This is a genomic window from Streptococcus sp. Marseille-Q7087, from assembly GCF_965111935.1.
Genome location: NZ_CBCOPJ010000001.1, coordinates 889,520 through 906,369, shown reverse-complemented (window position 1 = coordinate 906,369; position 16,850 = coordinate 889,520). Strand labels below are relative to the sequence as shown.

The following is a 16,850-nucleotide window of genomic DNA, read 5'->3' as shown; positions in this document are numbered from 1 at the left end:
TTTTCTCCTTTAATTATCTTTTTCAGCTTCTGAAACGATCGTTTTAATCGGTTCAAAGCTTGTGCGATGAATGGGTGTAAATCCGTGCTTTTCTATACCTTCTAAATGTTTAGCCGTTCCATAACCAGCATTTTGAGAAAAATCATAACCTGGGAATTCCTGGTCATAGTTATCCATAATCTTATCCCTTGTAACCTTAGCAATGATGGATGCAGCTGCAATGGATAGGGAATTCGCATCTCCTTTGATGATGGATGTTTGAGAAATCGGCAAATCCAACTTCATTGCATCAATCAAAAGGTGTTCTGGTTGAGGTTCAAGTTGAGAGATAGCTTCCTTCATGGCTAGTTTCGTTGCTTCATAGATATTGACTTGGTCAATGACATGATTATCCATAATCCCAATACCGATTGCTAGGGCATTCTCTTTGACAATCTGAAAAATCTCCTCGTGTTTTTTCTTAGGGATTTTTTTACTGTCATTTAAACCTTTAATCTTACAATTTTGAGGTAAAATGACTGCCGCAGCAACAACAGGACCAGCTAATGGGCCACGTCCGACCTCATCTACACCAGCAATTAAGCTAAAACCTTGAGCGTAAAGCTCTTTTTCATAAGATAACATGCCTTCTAGGCGCAGATTTTCATCAATTTCAGCTTGAATAGCTTTCTTACGCTTTTCAATTTCCTTTTGTACACCTGAGCGAGAATCATTTTCAAACTCCTTAAAAAGGGGACTTTCAAGATCTGTTATCTTTGCTAATGCGTCTTTTATTTCTTTAATCGTTGCCATTGAGATCATCCAATGTATCTAAGGTATAGTTACCAAGTTTTCCGTCACGAACTTCCTTGACAAAGAGATTATAGAAGCGATCGTAATCATCACGGAAACCAAGGATACGTGTCATATCCATGATGATTTCTGGAGCTTCGTCGTCCAAATTCATTTGTTTAAAACGTTCTTGAAGCTTTTCAGGGTAATGTGTTTTAAAGTAATTAAGACCGAAAATCGTTACTTCATCCATTGGAAGCAACTGATCTTTGATAGCTCCAGTTAAAGCAAGCTTGAGTGCTACGGTTTCATCTTCAAATTTTGGCCAAAGAATACCTGGAGTATCCAAGATTTCCAAATCTTTATTGGTTTTAAGCCATTGTTGACCCTTAGTAACACCGGGTTTATTACCAACAACAGCGATTTTCTTACCCGCCAGACGGTTCATCAGAGTTGATTTACCAGCGTTTGGAATCCCAATAATCATGGTACGCAAGGTCTCAATTTGAATTCCACGTTCTTTCTGACGAGCAATCTTGTCTGCCATGAGTTTCTTAGCAGCTTCCGTTACAACTTTAACTGTAATTTGCTCCTTAGAGTTGATGGCAAGTGTTTGAATGCCTTGGGATTCAAAATGTTGACGCCATTCTTTTGTTAATACTGGATCTGCAAGGTCTGCCTTGTTCAAAATCAATAGTCTTGGTTTATCTCCGATGATTTTAGTCAGCATCGGATTTTGACTAGACAAGGGCAAACGTGCATCAACTAAAACCGTCACAAAATCAACAAATTTTAAATTTTCCTGAACTTGACGACGCGCTTTTGACATATGTCCAGGAAACCATTGAATAGTTGCCATTTTATTTCCTTTTCTTCATACAAACTTATTTTATAAAACATATATGATTACTGACTATTTTACCATATTTTAGCTATTTTTGCAGATGAATGGTATCTAAATAAAAGGGAAATCCCCCTTTACCAAGAGGAAAAGAGGGATAAAAATTTTATTGATGAACAGCTTGTGCAGCTGTGATTAGAGTTAATTTGTAGACATCGTCAGAGTTACATCCGCGAGAAAGGTCATTTACAGGTTTGTTAAGTCCTTGCAATACCGGTCCAACTGCAGCAAATCCGCCGAGACGTTCAGCCATCTTGTAACCAATGTTACCAGCTTCAATACCTGGGAAGATAAAGACATTAGCTTGTCCAGCTACATTACTTCCTGGTGCTTTAAGAGCTGCAGTTTCTGGAACGAAAGCAGCATCAAATTGCAATTCACCATCAATTTCAAGGTCTGGACGAAGCTCATGAGCGATTTTTGTTGCTTCGACAACCTTATCAACACTTTCACCAAAACCTGAACCTTTAGTTGAATAGCTAAGCATAGCAATTTTAGGTTCGATACCAAACATCTTAGCTGTGATAGCTGAGTTAATCGCGATTTCAGCTAGAGCATCAGCATCTGGGTTGATGTTGATAGCACAGTCACCAAACAAGTAACGTTCAGTACCACGAACCATAAGGAAGGCACCTGATGTACGGCTAACATTTGGACGAGTCTTGATAATTTGAAGAGCTGGACGAACTGTTGAAGCTGTAGAGTGAATAGCTCCTGAAACCATACCATCAACCAAGCCCATATAAACTAACATAACACCAAAGTAGTTAACATCATTGATGAGTACTTCTCTCGCTTCTTCTTCTGTCATTTTTCCTTTACGACGTTCAACAAGTGAAGCAACCATATCTTCAAATTGTGGGTAATGTTCTGGATCGATGACTTCGTAACCTTCTGTAATTCCTTCGATTTCGAGATAGATTTTAATCTTGTCAGGGTTTCCTAGGAGAACTGGGATAACTTCTGTTTCTTTTACCAAACGCTTCGTCGCTTGAAGGATACGTGGTTCTTCACCTTCAGGTAAAACAATGCGTGCATTTTTACCAACTAAGTTGGCTTTCAAACTTTCAAAAACTTCCATGAGTTTTGACTCCTTTTAAGATAAATTATTATTTGATAACTGTGTAATAAGTGCGTTAAAATCATCCGGTAGTGGGCTTTCTAGCTCCAACTGTTCTTTTAAGAAAGGATGATAGAACGATAAGTAATGGCAATGAAGCGCTTGACGCTCTATGCCGTGGTCTAAACTTCCACCATAAAGGTCATCTCCGAGTAATGGAAATCCAATATGCGAGAAATGAACCCGAATCTGGTGGGTTCTCCCAGTATGGAGACGAATATCAATTAGATGGATATCCCCATAAGATGCTACTATCTGATAGGAAGTATGCGCATATTTCCCACCTTTTGCGACCCGTCTAGTGATGATGGAATCTTCATCTCTGGCTATTGGTGCGATGATTTCTCCCTGAGGATCCAGATGACCCTCTCCTTTAATCAGGGCGTAATAACGCTTTTCAATAGCCTTTTTTTGCAATTGCTTGTCTAACCTAGCATGCGCATAGCCGTGTTTAGCAAAAAGCATCAAGCCAGAGGTATCTCTATCAAGTCTGGTAACGATGTGGACTTGTTGGTTTTCATAGTTTTGTTTGACATAGTAACCCTTGATAAAGTTGGCAATAGTATTAGAATGATTGACACTAGGTATAGATGCAACACCAAAGGGTTTATTAATAATCAAGAAATGATCATCTTCAAATAGAATATCTAGCGGATAATCAATTGCTTCCAATGTCTCGAAACCTTCTTCTGGAGGAATATCAATGACAACCTCATCCCCAATATCTAAGAGATAGGTAGCGTTCTGTGGATGCCCGTTGACTCGAATATCACCACCTCGAAACTTAATCTTAGCAAGTAACCCTTTAGAAACTTCATGTTTTTTCAGAAAGGTTTTGACCTTGACATGTTCGTCAGCAATAAACTGAAACCTCATTCGTCCACCTCACCAATAAAGGCATCCTTAACTCGATTCCAAAAACTGGTGTGGCTTGGAGTGGCAACGAAATGAATCTTGTGGTGGTCGATTTGGTACTCTATTTTTTCAATATTTCGGAAAGAATAGATACTATTATCGATAGAGATAGTATGATAATCATTTCGAGTTGGTATTAGTTCGATTTTATCTTTCTTAGGAACAATGATTGAAGAACCAAGTGTTCGATAAATTCGATTATTCAGACTAGCAATTTCCGCCAATTGTAATGCTTCTATGGTCGGATGTAGGACAGCACCACCAAGTGATTTATTGTAGGCTGTACTTCCAGTTGGCGTTGAAACCGTCAAGCCGTCTCCTCGAAAACGTTCAAAAGGAACATGATTAATAATAACATCCGCAACCATAGTGCGATCCGCTCGACGAATACTAGCCTCATTTAGTGCTCGGAAAGACTTGACTTCTCCATTTTCAAGAAATATTTTAACACTTAAGAGCGGATAAGAAACTCGAGCTCCATTATCCAGCTGTAAATTTGTGACTAATTGATCCAACTCAAAATCACGATAATCCGTATAAAAACCTAAGTGACCAGTATGGACCCCAATAAAACGCACCTTATCGAGTTGGTTTTCATATTTATGAAATGCAGACAGTAACATGCCATCTCCACCAATAGAGATAACGATGTCTGGATTCTTATCATTCAGGATAAAATTATTCTTTTTTAAGCGATCTTTTAATTCAAAAAGAACTTTTTGACTCTGAGGTTTACGGTTGGCAATAAGGTCAATTCGTTTACCTGTATTCTTCATCGGTATCGTCACTGTTTCCTACCCCGTCATTTAATTTTCTGTGCAAAGGATCAAAGAGTGCTTGCGCTTCCTGGATATCAGCACGTATCTTACTCATTTCTTCGTCTAGCTGATGAGAAATTCTGGCAGTAATCTCAAGCCTTTCCTTAATTTCTTCCGGGAAATCACCTTGGTATTTATAGTTGAGTGAATGTTCAATCGTCGCCCAAAAGTTCATAGCTAAGGTACGAATTTGAATCTCAACTAAGATGGTTTTTGCACCATTTATAGTATCGACTGTATATTCAATAACTACATGGTAAGAACGATAACCTGACGCCTTACGATGAGTGATATAATCTCGTTCTTGAACAACTCTCATATCCTGTCTTTTACGAAGGATAGATACAACCTCATTCACATCGTCTACAAATTGAACCATCACACGCAATCCTGCAATATCTTGCAAATCTTGTTCAAGCGTGTCATAGGTTATCCCACGACGTGCCATTTTTTCTTTGATGCTTTCAATTGGCTTTACGCGACCTGTGACAAACTCAATAGGAGAATGTTTATTTTGTTTTCGATATTGTTTTCGGATGCCTCGGAGTTTAATTTTCAATTCTCCAACAGCTTGAATGTAAGGATCTAAAAATTCTTCCCATTCTGTAATCATATAACTCTTACGTCCAATTCTCTCTACACTATAATTTATCTAGTTTTTGATTTTCTAGTGAAAATCAGATACAATAAATACAATGCTTATTATACCATAAATCGCTTTCAAATATAAAGAAAAGGTTGAAAAAATGAAACATTTAGAAATTGAAATGAAAACACTTCTCAGTAAAGAAGAATATCAGAGATTGCAAGGTCAGTTTTCAGAAATTACACCAATTACACAAAAAAATTACTACTTAGATACACCTGATTTTTATCTTCGTCAACATAAGATTGCCATGCGCATTCGTACATTTGAAAATAGCGCCGAATTAACCATAAAAATCCCTCAAAAAGTTGGAAATATGGAATACAATCAAGCTCTCACTCTAGAAGAAGCAAAGAAATGTTTAGAAGAATGTAAGATTCCTCAGGGAATGATTTTAGAAGAACTTTCAAATCGAGGTGTTTCACCAAGTGGATGGATTGTTTTAGGTTGTTTAACCACTGTTCGTTATGAGAAAGAGACCTCTATCGGACTGATGGCACTTGATCAAAGTAGCTACTTCGATGTTGTTGATTATGAACTAGAGTTGGAAGTCGAAAATGGAGACCAGGGAAGTCTTGATTTTCAGGAGTTTTTACAGGCAAATGATATCGAATACAAGAAAGCTCCTTCAAAATTAGTACGATTTATAGAAAATATGAAAAAATCCTGAAATAATCAATTTTTTTTGATAAAATAAAAGAGATAAAAAATATTAGAATCTGTAACAGAAAACACTTGTTTTAAAATTGTTTCCTTTTGCTGATTCACTTAGTTTATAGAGGACGGTTTATCAATGTCAGATACAAAGAATATGAAGCTTTTTTCACTTTCATCAAACCATGAAATTGCTCAAAAAATCGCAGATGCTGCAGGTGTTCCACTTGGAAAATTATCATCACGTCAATTCTCAGATGGTGAAATCCAAGTTAACATCGAAGAAAGTGTTCGTGGCTATGATGTTTATATCATCCAGTCTACTTCTTATCCTGTTAGCAATCATTTGATGGAACTTTTAATCACTGTTGATGCCTGTGTTCGTGCTAGTGCAAATACAATCAATGTTGTCATGCCTTATTTTGGTTATGCTCGTCAAGACCGTATCGCTTCTTCTCGCGAACCCCTTACAGCTAAACTTGTTGCAAATATGTTGGTTAAAGCTGGAGTTAGTCGTGTATTGACACTTGATCTTCACGCTGTTCAGGTTCAAGGTTTCTTTGATATTCCTGTTGACAACCTCTACACTATTCCGCTTTTTGCAAAACATTATTGTGATAAAGGTTTGACAGGTTCAGATGTGGTTGTTGTTAGCCCTAAAAATTCAGGTGTAAAACGTGCTCGTAGCCTTGCTGAGTACCTTGATGCACCGATTGCTATCATCGACTATGCTCAAGATGATTCTGAACGTAGCCATGGATACATTATTGGAGAAGTTGAAGGCAAGAAAGCAATCTTGATTGATGATATTCTAAATACAGGTCGTACTTTCTCTGAAGCTGCTAAAATCCTAGAACGCGATGGAGCGACTGAAATCTATGCAGTTTCAAGTCACGGACTTTTTGTTGACGGTGCTGCAGAATTGCTTGATGCAGCTAATATTAAGGAAATCTTGGTTACAGATTCTGTCGTAACAGAAAGTAAAAAACCAAAAAATGTACAATACATTACTGCAAGCGAATTAATTGGTGATGCCATGGTTCGTATTCATGAAAGAAAACCAGTTAGTCCACTATTTAAATTTAAATAGAAATTAGGTGAGTTTTTGATATATTTGGATAATGCTGCTACGACACCGATGTCAGCTGCAGCTATCTCAGCAATGACTCGAGTCATGCAAGAAACATATGGGAACCCTTCTAGTATTCATGGTCACGGGCGTCAGGCGGGTAAATTGTTACGTGAAGCACGTCAAGAGTTAGCTCGTTTATTAGGAACAAAGCCCCAACACATTTTCTTTACTTCTGGTGGTACTGAAAGTAATAATACCGCTATTATCGGTTATTGCCTCAACCATCAAGATCGAGGCAAACATATTATTACTACTGCTATTGAACATCATGCTGTTCTTGAACCAATTGAATATCTAGTTGAAAAATTTGGGTTTGAAGTAACAATTCTAGAACCTGAAAATCAAGAAATCACAGCAGAGCAAGTCAAAAATGCTCTTCGCGAAGATACTATTTTAGTTTCTACAATGTTTGCCAATAATGAGACAGGAACTTTATTGCCTATTGCAGAAATTGGGAAAGTATTACATGACCATTCGGCTGTATATCATGTAGATGCGGTTCAGGCAGTTGGTAAAATTGAAATCCTACCTGAAGAATTAGGAATTGACTTTCTCAGCGCTTCTGCTCACAAATTTTATGGTCCCAAAGGCGTTGGTTTCCTTTATGCTGCTACCACTGATTTTGATTCCTACCTACACGGTGGCGATCAAGAACAGAAAAAAAGAGCCGGAACAGAAAACCTTCCTGCAATTATAGGGATGGTCGCAGCTCTAAAGGATGATCTTGAACATATAGAGTCTAATTTCGAAAAAGTTCAAAAACTACAAGAAACATTTCTAGCTGAAATGGATGGATCAAACTACTATCTAAACCAGGGTAAAGAGCAACTTCCCTATGTCCTCAATATTGGATTTCCAGGACAACGCAACGACCTACTGCTACTTCGTCTAGACCTTGAAGGGATTTCTATTTCAACTGGTTCAGCATGTACTGCTGGCGTGGTTCAGGTCAGTCATGTTCTTCAGTCCCTCTATGGAGAAGATTCTCATCGCTTGCACGAGTCTGTTCGTGTCAGCATTTCACCTCAAAACACAGAACGAGAGATGATAACTCTTGCCAATACTCTTAAAAATATCATCGGAGGATAACTCAATGGCATTCGAACAAACAATTAAACTTAAAAATTGCCGTTACGATTACACACTTAGCCCAACTGTAAAGAAATTTACTCTTAAAGATAATACTTTCTTTGAAACTAAAGTTGGTAATTATGAACTCACACGTCTACTTGAAAAAGTTCCAAATAGTGGAGAAGGTTTCCAGCTTAAGATTATCATCAATAAAGACCTATCAGGCGCAAAGATTAATATCACTGATAAATCTGGACTCCGCTTAGTTGATATTTTTAAGTCTGAGGAAACACATATTCACCAAGAGAAATTCTACTTCTTGATGGATAGTCTGGTTGAACGTGGTGTATTTACAAAAAGCGAAAGATAGAAGGTCGTTATGTTTCGATTAACTTACAAGGATCCTTATAAAGTTGAACGTGTGCAAGAATATGAAGATTATGAAGCACTCATGCTTTCTCTATCAGGTTGTGTAACTCTTCCTGATACGACCCTTATTACTTCATTAACACATAATGGAGTAGAAATCTATCAGGGGCTTTTTGGTGATCTCTATCGTTTTTTAAAATCTTACCACGAAAATAGCTAAACTAAGATTTTTCTTAGTTTTTTTTCGTTATTGTTGCTTTTTTCACAAACTTTCTATAAAATAGTAGATAGAAAGGTTGTGATTTTGTGAAAGAAAAACAGTCTGCTATTCCTAAAGCAACAGCAAAGAGACTATCTCTCTACTATCGTATTTTTAAAAGATTTAATGCTGAAAAAATTGAAAGAGCTAATTCCAAACAAATAGCGGAGGCAATTGGTATTGATTCTGCGACTGTTCGTCGTGATTTCTCCTACTTTGGGGAACTTGGACGACGTGGTTTTGGATATGATGTTAAAAAGCTCATGAACTTTTTCGCTGATCTCTTAAATGATAATTCTATTACCAATGTGATGCTTGTAGGTATTGGTAATATGGGACATGCCCTCCTCCACTACCGCTTTCACGAGCGTAATAAGATGAAAATTGTTATGGCTTTTGACCTAGATGATCATCCAGAGGTTGGTACCGAGACTCCTGACGGTGTTCCAATCTATGGAATCTCTCAAATTAAGGAAAAGTTAAAAAACGCCAATATCAAAACAGCAATTCTTACTGTTCCTAGTGTTAAATCCCAGGAAGTTGCTGAATTGTTGGTTGATGCTGGCATCAAAGGTATTCTCAGTTTTTCTCCTGTTCACCTGCATCTTCCTAAAGACGTGGTTGTTCAGTATGTCGATCTAACAAGTGAACTTCAAACTCTCCTCTATTTCATGCGTAAAGAGGATTAGAAAGTGTAAATATTTATGAATAAACCAGTTATTGGGATTACAGGAAATGAAACCCCGCATCCAGATGATGATCTTATGATGAGTTATGCTGCCAAAGGCTTTGTTGAAGGAGTTAAGGAAGCTGGAGGTATCCCCATTATCCTACCAATTGGTGATGAAGAAATGGCCGGTTACTACATTAGTTTAATTGATAAACTTATTCTAACTGGTGGACAAAACGTAGACCCTAAATACTATGGTGAGCCAAAAGTTATTGATAGTGACGATTACCACCTTCAACGTGATATTTTTGAGTTAGCACTCATTAAAGAAGCAATCAAGCAAAATAAGCCAATTTTTTCTGTCTGTCGTGGTACTCAACTTTTTAACGTAGCCATGGGCGGGTCTCTTTATCAAGATATTGAAGATCATTGGCAAGATACTTCCGCTGAATACACCACTCAGCGGCTTGTTACCGAACCAGATACTATTCTTCGAGAAATTTATGGAGAAATCTCTCATATAAATTCTTTCCACCATCAGAGCATCAAAGATTTAGCTCCTAATCTTCAGGTTGTAGCACATGATCCTAAAGATGGTATTATCGAGGCTGTAACAAGTACAGATGGTTTCCCTTATCTCGGTGTTCAATGGCATCCAGAATTTCTCTTTGAAAATCGCCCCAAAGATAAAACGCTTTTTGACTATGTTGTCAATGAATTGTAAAACCTGTATATGATGCAGGTTTTTTTATATCATATCCGTCTTCTCACGGTAACTAAAATAATCTGAATGCGAGACAATTAGATGGTCCAATAAGACCAATCCCATTATCTCGCAGGCTTCTTTAACAAGCTTGGTAACATGGTCGTCATTGGGGCTAGGAACTACTGCACCTGATGGATGATTGTGAACCAGAATCACAGATGTTGCCATGTGCTTTAGGGCATAGTGGAGAATTTCTCTCGGTTCAGCAATGCTTCTTGTGGCAGACCCTATAAAAATAGTCTGCTGGTGAATGATTTGATTTTGTGTATTCAGATAAAGCGCCACTAGGTGCTCTTGTTTTTTATCTCCAAGCTCAGCTTGCATCTTTTTAGCTAATTTACGACTGCTAAGAATGCTCTCCATTTCCACTGTTTCCCTTTTATGGATACGGCAGCCTAATTCGATAACAGCTTGTAATTCGATAGCCTTAACACGTCCGATACCCGATAGAGTCTGCAATTCCTGTAGGCTCATTCTTTTTAGGTCGGTTAAACATGTTAGCTGATTTAAGACCTTCTGTGCTATTTCAAAAACATTGGCCTGTTTTGTTCCTGTTCTTAGCAAAATAGCTAGTAATTCTTGATTGCTGAGAGCCTCTACTCCTTCCCTAACAAGTCTTTCTCTGGGTAAAAGCGAATCTTCTTGAAATGAAATACTATACATAAAAAATCCTCCTCATTTAATTATTCGTGAGAAGGATCCTTAATTCGATAAAAACTAGTTATTTTTAGATTTTTTCAAGAGCAAGTCGCAAATCTTCAATCAAATCATCGACATTTTCAAGACCGATTGAAAGACGGATTTGATTTTTAGTTACTCCTGCTGCTTCTAGATCAGAGTCGGACAATTGAGCATGAGTTGTAGTTGCTGGATGAACGACCAATGATTTTGCGTCTGCTACATTGGCTAAGTTCGAAAAGATTTCAAAGTTGTCAATCACCTTACGAGCTTCTGCTTCTCCACCTTTAACATGGAAAGTAAAGATTGAACCAATACCTTTTGGTAAGTATTTTTCAGCCAAGGCATGGTAAGGACTATCTGGAAGTTTTGGATAGTTGACCTTTTCAACTTTTGGATGGTTCACAAGAAAATCAACGATTTTCTCAGCATTTTGAACATGACGTTCAACACGAAGAGAAAGTGTTTCAAGTCCTTGTAAGAGCAAGAATGAGTTAAATGGTGATAGGGCAGCTCCCATATCGCGAAGCAATTGCACGCGAGCAGCAACGATAAAAGCTGCAGCACCAACATCTCGAGTATAACTGATATTGTGGTAGCTTGGATCTTCTTCGACTAATTGAGGGAATTTCCCTGAAACAGCCCAGTCAAACTTACCACTGTCAACAATGACACCACCAATAGTTGTACCGTGACCACCGATAAACTTAGTTGCAGAGTGAACTGCGATATCTACACCGTGAGAAAAGACATTGATAAGATAAGGTGTTGCGAAGGTATTGTCAGCAACCAAAGGAATCTGGTGTTTGTGAGCAATTTCAGCGATTTTTTCGATATCTGGAATATTGATAACTGGATTTCCCAAAGTTTCAATCAAGACAAGCTTGGTATTATCTTTAATCGCTGCTTCTACTTCTTCTAGATTATCAATATCAACAAATGTCGTTGTGATTCCATAACGTGGAAGGGTTTCTTTCAAGAGGTTAAAGGTACCACCATAGATGGTTGACGCTGCAACGACGTGGTCTCCTGCGTGAGCTAGAGCTAAAATTGTGTAGGTAATAGCAGCCATACCTGATGCAGTTGCAAGAGCACCAACACCACCTTCAAGGGCTGCGATACGCTCTTCAAAGGCCGATGTTGTTGGATTGGTAATACGAGTATAGATATTACCAGCTTTTTGAAGGGCAAAGAGTTCTGCACCCTCCTGTGTATCATCAAATACAAAGGATGTTGTTTGGTAAATTGGTACAGCACGAGACTTGGTAGTAGCATCCACCACTTGTCCTGCATGCAATTGAAGAGTTTCAAATTTAAATTCACGAGTCATTGTGAGTCCTCCTAAGATTTCATTAGCTTCATTGTATCACCTATCCCACTAGGTTACAAATACAACTTTGTTATATCTTGGCATAAGAAATAGCTATGGCTACTTCTATTTACTTTGTCTTAAATTAGAATTGTAGAACTTTTTTCAGATAGTTTAATATGTTTGTGTTCACTTCAAGTATACATTATAATGTTTAGAAAGGAGAAAACTATGTCAGAAATTACACATGAAATTGATGCAAACTTTGCTGGCCGTTTAAATATCTTACGTGCTGGTGTACTTGGGGCTAATGATGGAATTATCTCTATCGCTGGAGTTGTTATAGGGGTTGCCAGTGCTACAACTAATATCTGGATTATCTTTCTTTCGGGATTAGCTGCAATCCTTGCTGGCGCCTTTTCTATGGCTGGAGGAGAGTATGTATCCGTATCTACTCAAAAAGACACGGAGGAGGCCGCTGTAGCCCGTGAACAACTACTTTTGGATAAAGATATGGATGCTGCTAAAAAATCACTCTACGCAGCCTATCTTCAAAATGGTGAGTGCGAAACTTCAGCTCAACTATTAGTTAACAAAGCTTTTCTAAAAAATCCACTTAAAGCTTTGGTTGAAGAAAAATACGGTATCGAGTATGAAGAATTTACCAATCCTTGGCATGCTGCAGCATCTAGCTTTATTGCCTTTGTCCTCGGAAGTCTCCCGCCAATGCTTTCAATAACTATCTTCCCAAGCGACTATCGAATCCCTGCTACTGTTATGATTGTAGCAATTTCACTTCTAGTCACTGGATATACAAGTGCCAAACTTGGAAAAGCACCAACCAAAACAGCCATGATTCGTAACCTTTGTATCGGCCTTTTGACCATGGGTGTCACTTATCTATTTGGACAGTTGTTTAGTATTTAAGATAAAAAATAATGCTGAGAAAAACTAGCTTAAAAATAAAACCACACAGTGATTTCAAGCTTGAATAGCATCAAGCCGAAAGAAATACTGTGTGGTTTTTGAATAGTAGACCTTTTAGAGTCTAAACTACTGGCCAATTTTGCTAGATTTATAGTCGTGAAGGTGAATCCTAACTCTGTTTAAATGGCTTATTTGCCTCTAATACTCAATGAAAATCAAAGAGCAAACTAGCCACAGGCTGTACTTGAGTACATCAAGGCGACGCTAATGCAGTTTGAATTTGATTTTCGAAGAGTATTAATTATAAACCATGACATGAGAAAGTGATTCTTTCATAAAATACTGGTACTGAACCTCTGAAATATTAAATGATGCAACAACTGCTCAATTATTGATAAACATAAATTGATGATGGGATGGACCTAACTTTGTATGCACATGATACATATAAGTAAACTGAATGTCATTGTCTTCTTCAGGACTATTTGTAAGTTTTATCAACTAAAAAGCGCGATTATCAAGATAAGATATTAGAATTAAAAATTGACTTTTTTCTATCAAAACAGGCAAATAAATCGCAATCACTTACTTTTTTCTTTAAAAGATTCATATAATTTTTTATATAAGTCTTTTATATCTTTTTTCTGAGAATTCAACTCTTCTTTACCGTAGTCAAAATTTGCTACTACAAATCCCTCGTCATCATTAGAAAAAGTAAAAAATTCTATTTCAATGAGTTTATTATGCTTAGAGTCCTCAATAGTATCTCCTAAATTATTATTAAATTGCTTCACCTCTTCTTCACGAACTCCGAACCCCATAGCAGCTCCATTTGCAATGATGTTTGAAAATACTTCTTCTGAAGACGCTACTTCTTTTACAGTTATGAAGTATGTAGCTTCTTCTGTTTCTACTTTTTTCACTTTATTCCATTTTTCTGTATCACTAGAAGAAACCGTATAAACTGTTAACTCCAGTGTTGGTTTATTGGTATTTTCTTTTATGATCATTTGTTTTCCAAAGAAGAAAATAGCAAGTAGCCCAGCTACAAAGATCAAAGCGATATAAATTATCTTTTTCATACATTATCCCCTATATCTTTCATATCAATGATCACATCAACTTTGTTATAGACAGCTGGATCATGCGTCGCTATTATAACATATTTGTCTTCATCTCTTTCATTTAATAATAAACGAATAATTTCTTTTCCAATCTCACCATCTAAAGCTCCTGTGGGTTCATCTGCTAAGATAATTTTACGTGGTTTCATTAACATTCTGGCAATAGCTACACGTTGAGCCTGCCCTCCAGACAATTCATATATTTTTTGATGTAAATGGTCGCTCGACAGTCCTACTTTTTCAAGTACATCAGTTATTATTTTTTTGTCTTTAGTGATAAGTTTCAAATTATCATATACTGTTTTGTTCTCTATTAAAGAATAATTCTGAAATACATATCCAACAGTATTTTTAAAGAAGGTTCTTTCTTTTATCTTCCAAATATCCTGTTCATCAACTAAAACATTCCCACTATCAATTTTTTCTAATCTTCCTATAATATTAAGAAGAGTACTCTTACCAGAGCCAGAACCTCCAATCAATGCATAGCTTTTTCCAGATTCAAATCTTAAATTTAAGTCTGTAAAGATCTTTTTTGAGCCGAAACTTTTTGAAACGTTCAAAAGGTCAATTGTCATGTTTCATCTCCTTTTAAAATTTTAGTATAGCTTTCAGATAATTTTCTAAAACTCATGATTATTGACAACATCAAAACCAGCAGAGAAGCAAGACCAATATATAGCAGCTCTATTTGCCCTGTCATAAGAAATGTAAATAGAATAACCATTGTAATAGTCATCATAAAGTACTTGAGACTTGAAATTGCTATATATGTTTTTGACAGACCCAAAATGATTTTTTTCACATATTCATTCTGTTTTAGGGCAATATAAAGTTGGACATATTGATAAATGAGTATAAAGACAATACTGTAAATTATCTTCTGCAAGATTTGTGACAGTAGAATTTGGTGCTCTAAGGATTGGATCTTCAACTTCACAATTTGGTAAACATCTACTGGATTCATTGAAACATTCAACTGGGTAGTCATCTCATTTATTTTTTTTACCGCTTCAGGACTAAAAAGAGATTTATATAGTATATTACTAGCCAAAGAAAACTTGTTGTTTTCGATCATTTTGTCTGTATCTAACACAACAACAATGTTATCTTTGCTATCTGCTACACTTGCCATTGGAAAAATATCTTTATTTTTATGATCGATATCAGCATCCTCATTGAAATAAAAAATTTTTTCACCATCAGGAATTATTTGTACTGCAAGTTCTTCTTTTGTATAGTTTGTTCCAATAAATTGTTCTGCTACAACTGTATTCTCAATAGATTTCTGGTTTTCTTTCCATTTTTCAGGAATATAGATGGTTGCTATCTTATTATCTAAAAGATGATAGTTTGTTCCATTCACTTTATTTTGTAGGTTAGCACCTGTTTGATTGATATAAATCAGATCTTTATTTATTTCTGGGTTCGTTATTCCATCATTTTCTAATTGTTTAGAAAAGTCTTCTAAAGCATGAGATGTATCTGGAACATAGGCCGAGGATCGTTCTATATATAAATAATCTAAGTTTTTTAAGGAAGCAGCTATCTGTAGATACTGACCATCCGAATCACTTACTTCTCCATTTTTAGCAGAGTTATTTTCAATTCCAAGGAACTCAATCCTTCTCCAGTCTTTTACTGTGTCCCATGGTACTAAATTCTGTATCTGTATGTTAATACTGGATTGGCTACTCTTTGTTTCTTGTAAAAAAATTCCTGATACAACGATAATAATCGAAATAATAGCAAGCCATACGACAAAAATAAGCTTGTTTTTCGCCTTGTTTTTGATAATTTCAATGGGCTTTTCAATCTGAATCGTCAACCAAAATAAAACAAAGGTGATGAGATCAATGATTTGAAATAGTATAAAATTCGTTATAAGCAGAGAGAAAAATAACTTAGAACTATAGGTTAAGAAACCATTTCCCAAAAAAGAACTGTAAGAAATCATCAATAAAGCCATCATAATCAGTTCAAAAATAAGAGAAATGCCATACTCTCTTCTAAGGTCGTATACAGGCAAGCCCAAAGAACGTCGTATCACTCCTTCTTTGATCTGCCTCGTCCTAACAACAAATAAAACAACTAATAAAGTTAAGTAAATGGAACCCATTAACAGTATTCTTAAAGTTCCAGTAAATTGTAAGATTCCTCCTATATACCAAGGATAAGCCATATAGACTGTTTGTAGTCCTGTCATCGTAAGTGGTTTCAAACTGTCTACATCCATTTCCCCAAGGGTGTAATACATCCCTATTATCGGTACTGACTTTAACTGTTCATTGTTTGCATCATCGAAATTTACATACTTCAACTGACCCGAACTCTGAACAATCGGCTTGTAAATGGTAACTTTTTCCGTTTTTGATAGGTCACGAATCATTTCGTAAATTTCGTTATTAGAAAGATTGCTTTTCCCTTGAATAGAAAAAGCACCATCAATTGGTAAAGGTATGGGCGTTTCGGTATCGCTAATAGTGACCAGACCAATTGCAGCAATCAAACAAAAGAAGAATCCAATGATACATAATTTTAATTTCATAAGCACTTACCATATCTTTTCATTGGGACTCTTGTTTTCATAAATTATTTTTAGAATCCATAATAATCCCAATATGCATTTAAGCGAACATCGTTTCAAGATTTTTTCTTGAAATGTCTATCTATAATCTTTTTTATCGTGAACTTTAACGTTCCCAAAATATTCGTTGGGG

Annotated in this window: 19 protein-coding genes; 8 read left to right on the top strand and 11 right to left on the bottom strand. The window is 36.5% G+C overall.

Translation table 11 applies throughout. The annotated features are described in order from the left end of the window. Window positions 1–9 precede the first annotated feature (9 nt). From ACWPVF_RS04745 to ACWPVF_RS04720, 6 genes are all read right to left on the bottom strand, one after another. Window positions 10–792 (bottom strand): ribonuclease HII, encoded by a 783-nt coding sequence (locus ACWPVF_RS04745; RefSeq protein WP_414307690.1) that lies wholly within the window; start codon window positions 790–792, stop codon window positions 10–12. After that, window positions 779–1,630 (bottom strand): ribosome biogenesis GTPase YlqF, encoded by an 852-nt coding sequence (ylqF, locus tag ACWPVF_RS04740; protein ID WP_414307691.1) that lies wholly within the window; start codon window positions 1,628–1,630, stop codon window positions 779–781. The genes ACWPVF_RS04745 and ylqF overlap by 14 nt, the downstream gene beginning before the upstream one ends. Window positions 1,631–1,778: 148 nt before the next feature. Further along, window positions 1,779–2,753 (bottom strand): phosphate acetyltransferase, encoded by a 975-nt coding sequence (pta, locus tag ACWPVF_RS04735; RefSeq protein ID WP_414266958.1) that lies wholly within the window; start codon window positions 2,751–2,753, stop codon window positions 1,779–1,781. Window positions 2,754–2,768: 15 nt separating this feature from the next. Further along, on the bottom strand, window positions 2,769–3,668 hold the full coding sequence (locus ACWPVF_RS04730; RefSeq protein ID WP_414307692.1) for an RluA family pseudouridine synthase: 900 nt from the start codon (window positions 3,666–3,668) through the stop codon (window positions 2,769–2,771). Continuing rightward, a complete protein-coding gene (locus ACWPVF_RS04725) occupies window positions 3,665–4,483 on the bottom strand; it encodes an NAD kinase (protein WP_016465841.1) in 819 nt (272 codons plus the stop codon). The genes ACWPVF_RS04730 and ACWPVF_RS04725 overlap by 4 nt, the downstream gene beginning before the upstream one ends. After that, the gene (locus ACWPVF_RS04720; protein WP_045616114.1) at window positions 4,467–5,138 is read right to left on the bottom strand and encodes a GTP pyrophosphokinase; all 672 of its coding nucleotides are present in this window, start codon (window positions 5,136–5,138) and stop codon (window positions 4,467–4,469) included. Before ACWPVF_RS04720 ends, ACWPVF_RS04725 begins: the two co-directional genes overlap by 17 nt. 133 nt (window positions 5,139–5,271) lie before the next feature. Between ACWPVF_RS04720 and ACWPVF_RS04715 the strand changes: the two genes are divergently transcribed. The 7 genes from ACWPVF_RS04715 (at window position 5,272) to ACWPVF_RS04685 (ending at window position 10,050) form a co-directional block, all read left to right on the top strand. Next, window positions 5,272–5,841, top strand: coding sequence for a CYTH domain-containing protein (locus ACWPVF_RS04715; protein ID WP_454385001.1), 570 nt, complete (start codon window positions 5,272–5,274; stop codon window positions 5,839–5,841). Window positions 5,842–5,964: 123 nt separating this feature from the next. After that, complete coding sequence (locus ACWPVF_RS04710; protein ID WP_454384999.1) at window positions 5,965–6,915, top strand: ribose-phosphate diphosphokinase; 951 nt, start codon at window positions 5,965–5,967, stop codon at window positions 6,913–6,915. Between the two features lie 15 nt (window positions 6,916–6,930). After that, a complete protein-coding gene (locus tag ACWPVF_RS04705) occupies window positions 6,931–8,046 on the top strand; it encodes a cysteine desulfurase family protein (RefSeq protein ID WP_454384997.1) in 1,116 nt (371 codons plus the stop codon). Between the two features lie 4 nt (window positions 8,047–8,050). Continuing rightward, entirely contained in the window at window positions 8,051–8,398 is a 348-nt protein-coding gene (locus ACWPVF_RS04700) for a DUF1831 domain-containing protein (RefSeq protein WP_045616108.1), read from the top strand. Between the two features lie 9 nt (window positions 8,399–8,407). Then, window positions 8,408–8,617 carry a DUF4649 family protein gene (locus tag ACWPVF_RS04695; protein WP_454384995.1) on the top strand — a complete coding sequence of 70 codons (210 nt, stop codon included), beginning with the start codon at window positions 8,408–8,410 and terminating at the stop codon, window positions 8,615–8,617. Window positions 8,618–8,703: 86 nt separating this feature from the next. Further along, on the top strand, window positions 8,704–9,345 hold the full coding sequence (locus ACWPVF_RS04690; RefSeq protein ID WP_414307695.1) for a redox-sensing transcriptional repressor Rex: 642 nt from the start codon (window positions 8,704–8,706) through the stop codon (window positions 9,343–9,345). A 15-nt stretch (window positions 9,346–9,360) separates the two neighbouring features. Next, window positions 9,361–10,050 carry a gamma-glutamyl-gamma-aminobutyrate hydrolase family protein gene (locus ACWPVF_RS04685; protein ID WP_178895020.1) on the top strand — a complete coding sequence of 230 codons (690 nt, stop codon included), beginning with the start codon at window positions 9,361–9,363 and terminating at the stop codon, window positions 10,048–10,050. Window positions 10,051–10,074: 24 nt separating this feature from the next. Here ACWPVF_RS04685 and radC read toward each other — a convergent pair whose 3' ends face one another. Both radC and ACWPVF_RS04675 read right to left on the bottom strand, forming a co-directional pair. Beyond that, complete coding sequence (radC, locus tag ACWPVF_RS04680) at window positions 10,075–10,755, bottom strand: RadC family protein (RefSeq protein WP_414259097.1); 681 nt, start codon at window positions 10,753–10,755, stop codon at window positions 10,075–10,077. A gap of 64 nt (window positions 10,756–10,819) precedes the next feature. Further along, the gene (locus ACWPVF_RS04675; RefSeq protein ID WP_454384992.1) at window positions 10,820–12,100 is read right to left on the bottom strand and encodes an O-acetylhomoserine aminocarboxypropyltransferase/cysteine synthase family protein; all 1,281 of its coding nucleotides are present in this window, start codon (window positions 12,098–12,100) and stop codon (window positions 10,820–10,822) included. A 210-nt stretch (window positions 12,101–12,310) separates the two neighbouring features. Here ACWPVF_RS04675 and ACWPVF_RS04670 point away from each other — a divergent pair, with 210 nt between their 5' ends. After that, window positions 12,311–13,006 carry a VIT1/CCC1 transporter family protein gene (locus ACWPVF_RS04670; protein ID WP_454384990.1) on the top strand — a complete coding sequence of 232 codons (696 nt, stop codon included), beginning with the start codon at window positions 12,311–12,313 and terminating at the stop codon, window positions 13,004–13,006. A 581-nt stretch (window positions 13,007–13,587) separates the two neighbouring features. On the opposite strand, the gene ACWPVF_RS04665 is transcribed toward ACWPVF_RS04670, so the two are convergent. The 3 genes from ACWPVF_RS04665 to ACWPVF_RS04655 are packed head-to-tail and all read right to left on the bottom strand — an operon-like array spanning window position 13,588 to window position 16,678. Then, window positions 13,588–14,088 (bottom strand): hypothetical protein, encoded by a 501-nt coding sequence (locus tag ACWPVF_RS04665; protein WP_045616096.1) that lies wholly within the window; start codon window positions 14,086–14,088, stop codon window positions 13,588–13,590. Beyond that, on the bottom strand, window positions 14,085–14,708 hold the full coding sequence (locus tag ACWPVF_RS04660) for an ATP-binding cassette domain-containing protein (RefSeq protein ID WP_045616094.1): 624 nt from the start codon (window positions 14,706–14,708) through the stop codon (window positions 14,085–14,087). Before ACWPVF_RS04660 ends, ACWPVF_RS04665 begins: the two co-directional genes overlap by 4 nt. Further along, on the bottom strand, window positions 14,705–16,678 hold the full coding sequence (locus ACWPVF_RS04655; RefSeq protein ID WP_049496196.1) for a hypothetical protein: 1,974 nt from the start codon (window positions 16,676–16,678) through the stop codon (window positions 14,705–14,707). Before ACWPVF_RS04655 ends, ACWPVF_RS04660 begins: the two co-directional genes overlap by 4 nt. Window positions 16,679–16,850: the final 172 nt, after the last annotated feature.

Coding starts and splice junctions, on each gene's coding strand:
- ACWPVF_RS04745 (WP_414307690.1), bottom strand. CDS start 792: ATGGCAACGATTAAAGAAATAAAAGACGCATTAGCAAAGATAACAGAT.
- ylqF (WP_414307691.1), bottom strand. CDS start 1,630: ATGGCAACTATTCAATGGTTTCCTGGACATATGTCAAAAGCGCGTCGT.
- pta (WP_414266958.1), bottom strand. CDS start 2,753: ATGGAAGTTTTTGAAAGTTTGAAAGCCAACTTAGTTGGTAAAAATGCA.
- ACWPVF_RS04730 (WP_414307692.1), bottom strand. CDS start 3,668: ATGAGGTTTCAGTTTATTGCTGACGAACATGTCAAGGTCAAAACCTTT.
- ACWPVF_RS04725 (WP_016465841.1), bottom strand. CDS start 4,483: ATGAAGAATACAGGTAAACGAATTGACCTTATTGCCAACCGTAAACCT.
- ACWPVF_RS04720 (WP_045616114.1), bottom strand. CDS start 5,138: ATGATTACAGAATGGGAAGAATTTTTAGATCCTTACATTCAAGCTGTT.
- ACWPVF_RS04715 (WP_454385001.1), top strand. CDS start 5,272: ATGAAACATTTAGAAATTGAAATGAAAACACTTCTCAGTAAAGAAGAA.
- ACWPVF_RS04710 (WP_454384999.1), top strand. CDS start 5,965: ATGTCAGATACAAAGAATATGAAGCTTTTTTCACTTTCATCAAACCAT.
- ACWPVF_RS04700 (WP_045616108.1), top strand. CDS start 8,051: ATGGCATTCGAACAAACAATTAAACTTAAAAATTGCCGTTACGATTAC.
- ACWPVF_RS04695 (WP_454384995.1), top strand. CDS start 8,408: ATGTTTCGATTAACTTACAAGGATCCTTATAAAGTTGAACGTGTGCAA.
- ACWPVF_RS04685 (WP_178895020.1), top strand. CDS start 9,361: ATGAATAAACCAGTTATTGGGATTACAGGAAATGAAACCCCGCATCCA.
- radC (WP_414259097.1), bottom strand. CDS start 10,755: ATGTATAGTATTTCATTTCAAGAAGATTCGCTTTTACCCAGAGAAAGA.
- ACWPVF_RS04675 (WP_454384992.1), bottom strand. CDS start 12,100: ATGACTCGTGAATTTAAATTTGAAACTCTTCAATTGCATGCAGGACAA.
- ACWPVF_RS04670 (WP_454384990.1), top strand. CDS start 12,311: ATGTCAGAAATTACACATGAAATTGATGCAAACTTTGCTGGCCGTTTA.
- ACWPVF_RS04665 (WP_045616096.1), bottom strand. CDS start 14,088: ATGAAAAAGATAATTTATATCGCTTTGATCTTTGTAGCTGGGCTACTT.
- ACWPVF_RS04660 (WP_045616094.1), bottom strand. CDS start 14,708: ATGACAATTGACCTTTTGAACGTTTCAAAAAGTTTCGGCTCAAAAAAG.
- ACWPVF_RS04655 (WP_049496196.1), bottom strand. CDS start 16,678: ATGAAATTAAAATTATGTATCATTGGATTCTTCTTTTGTTTGATTGCT.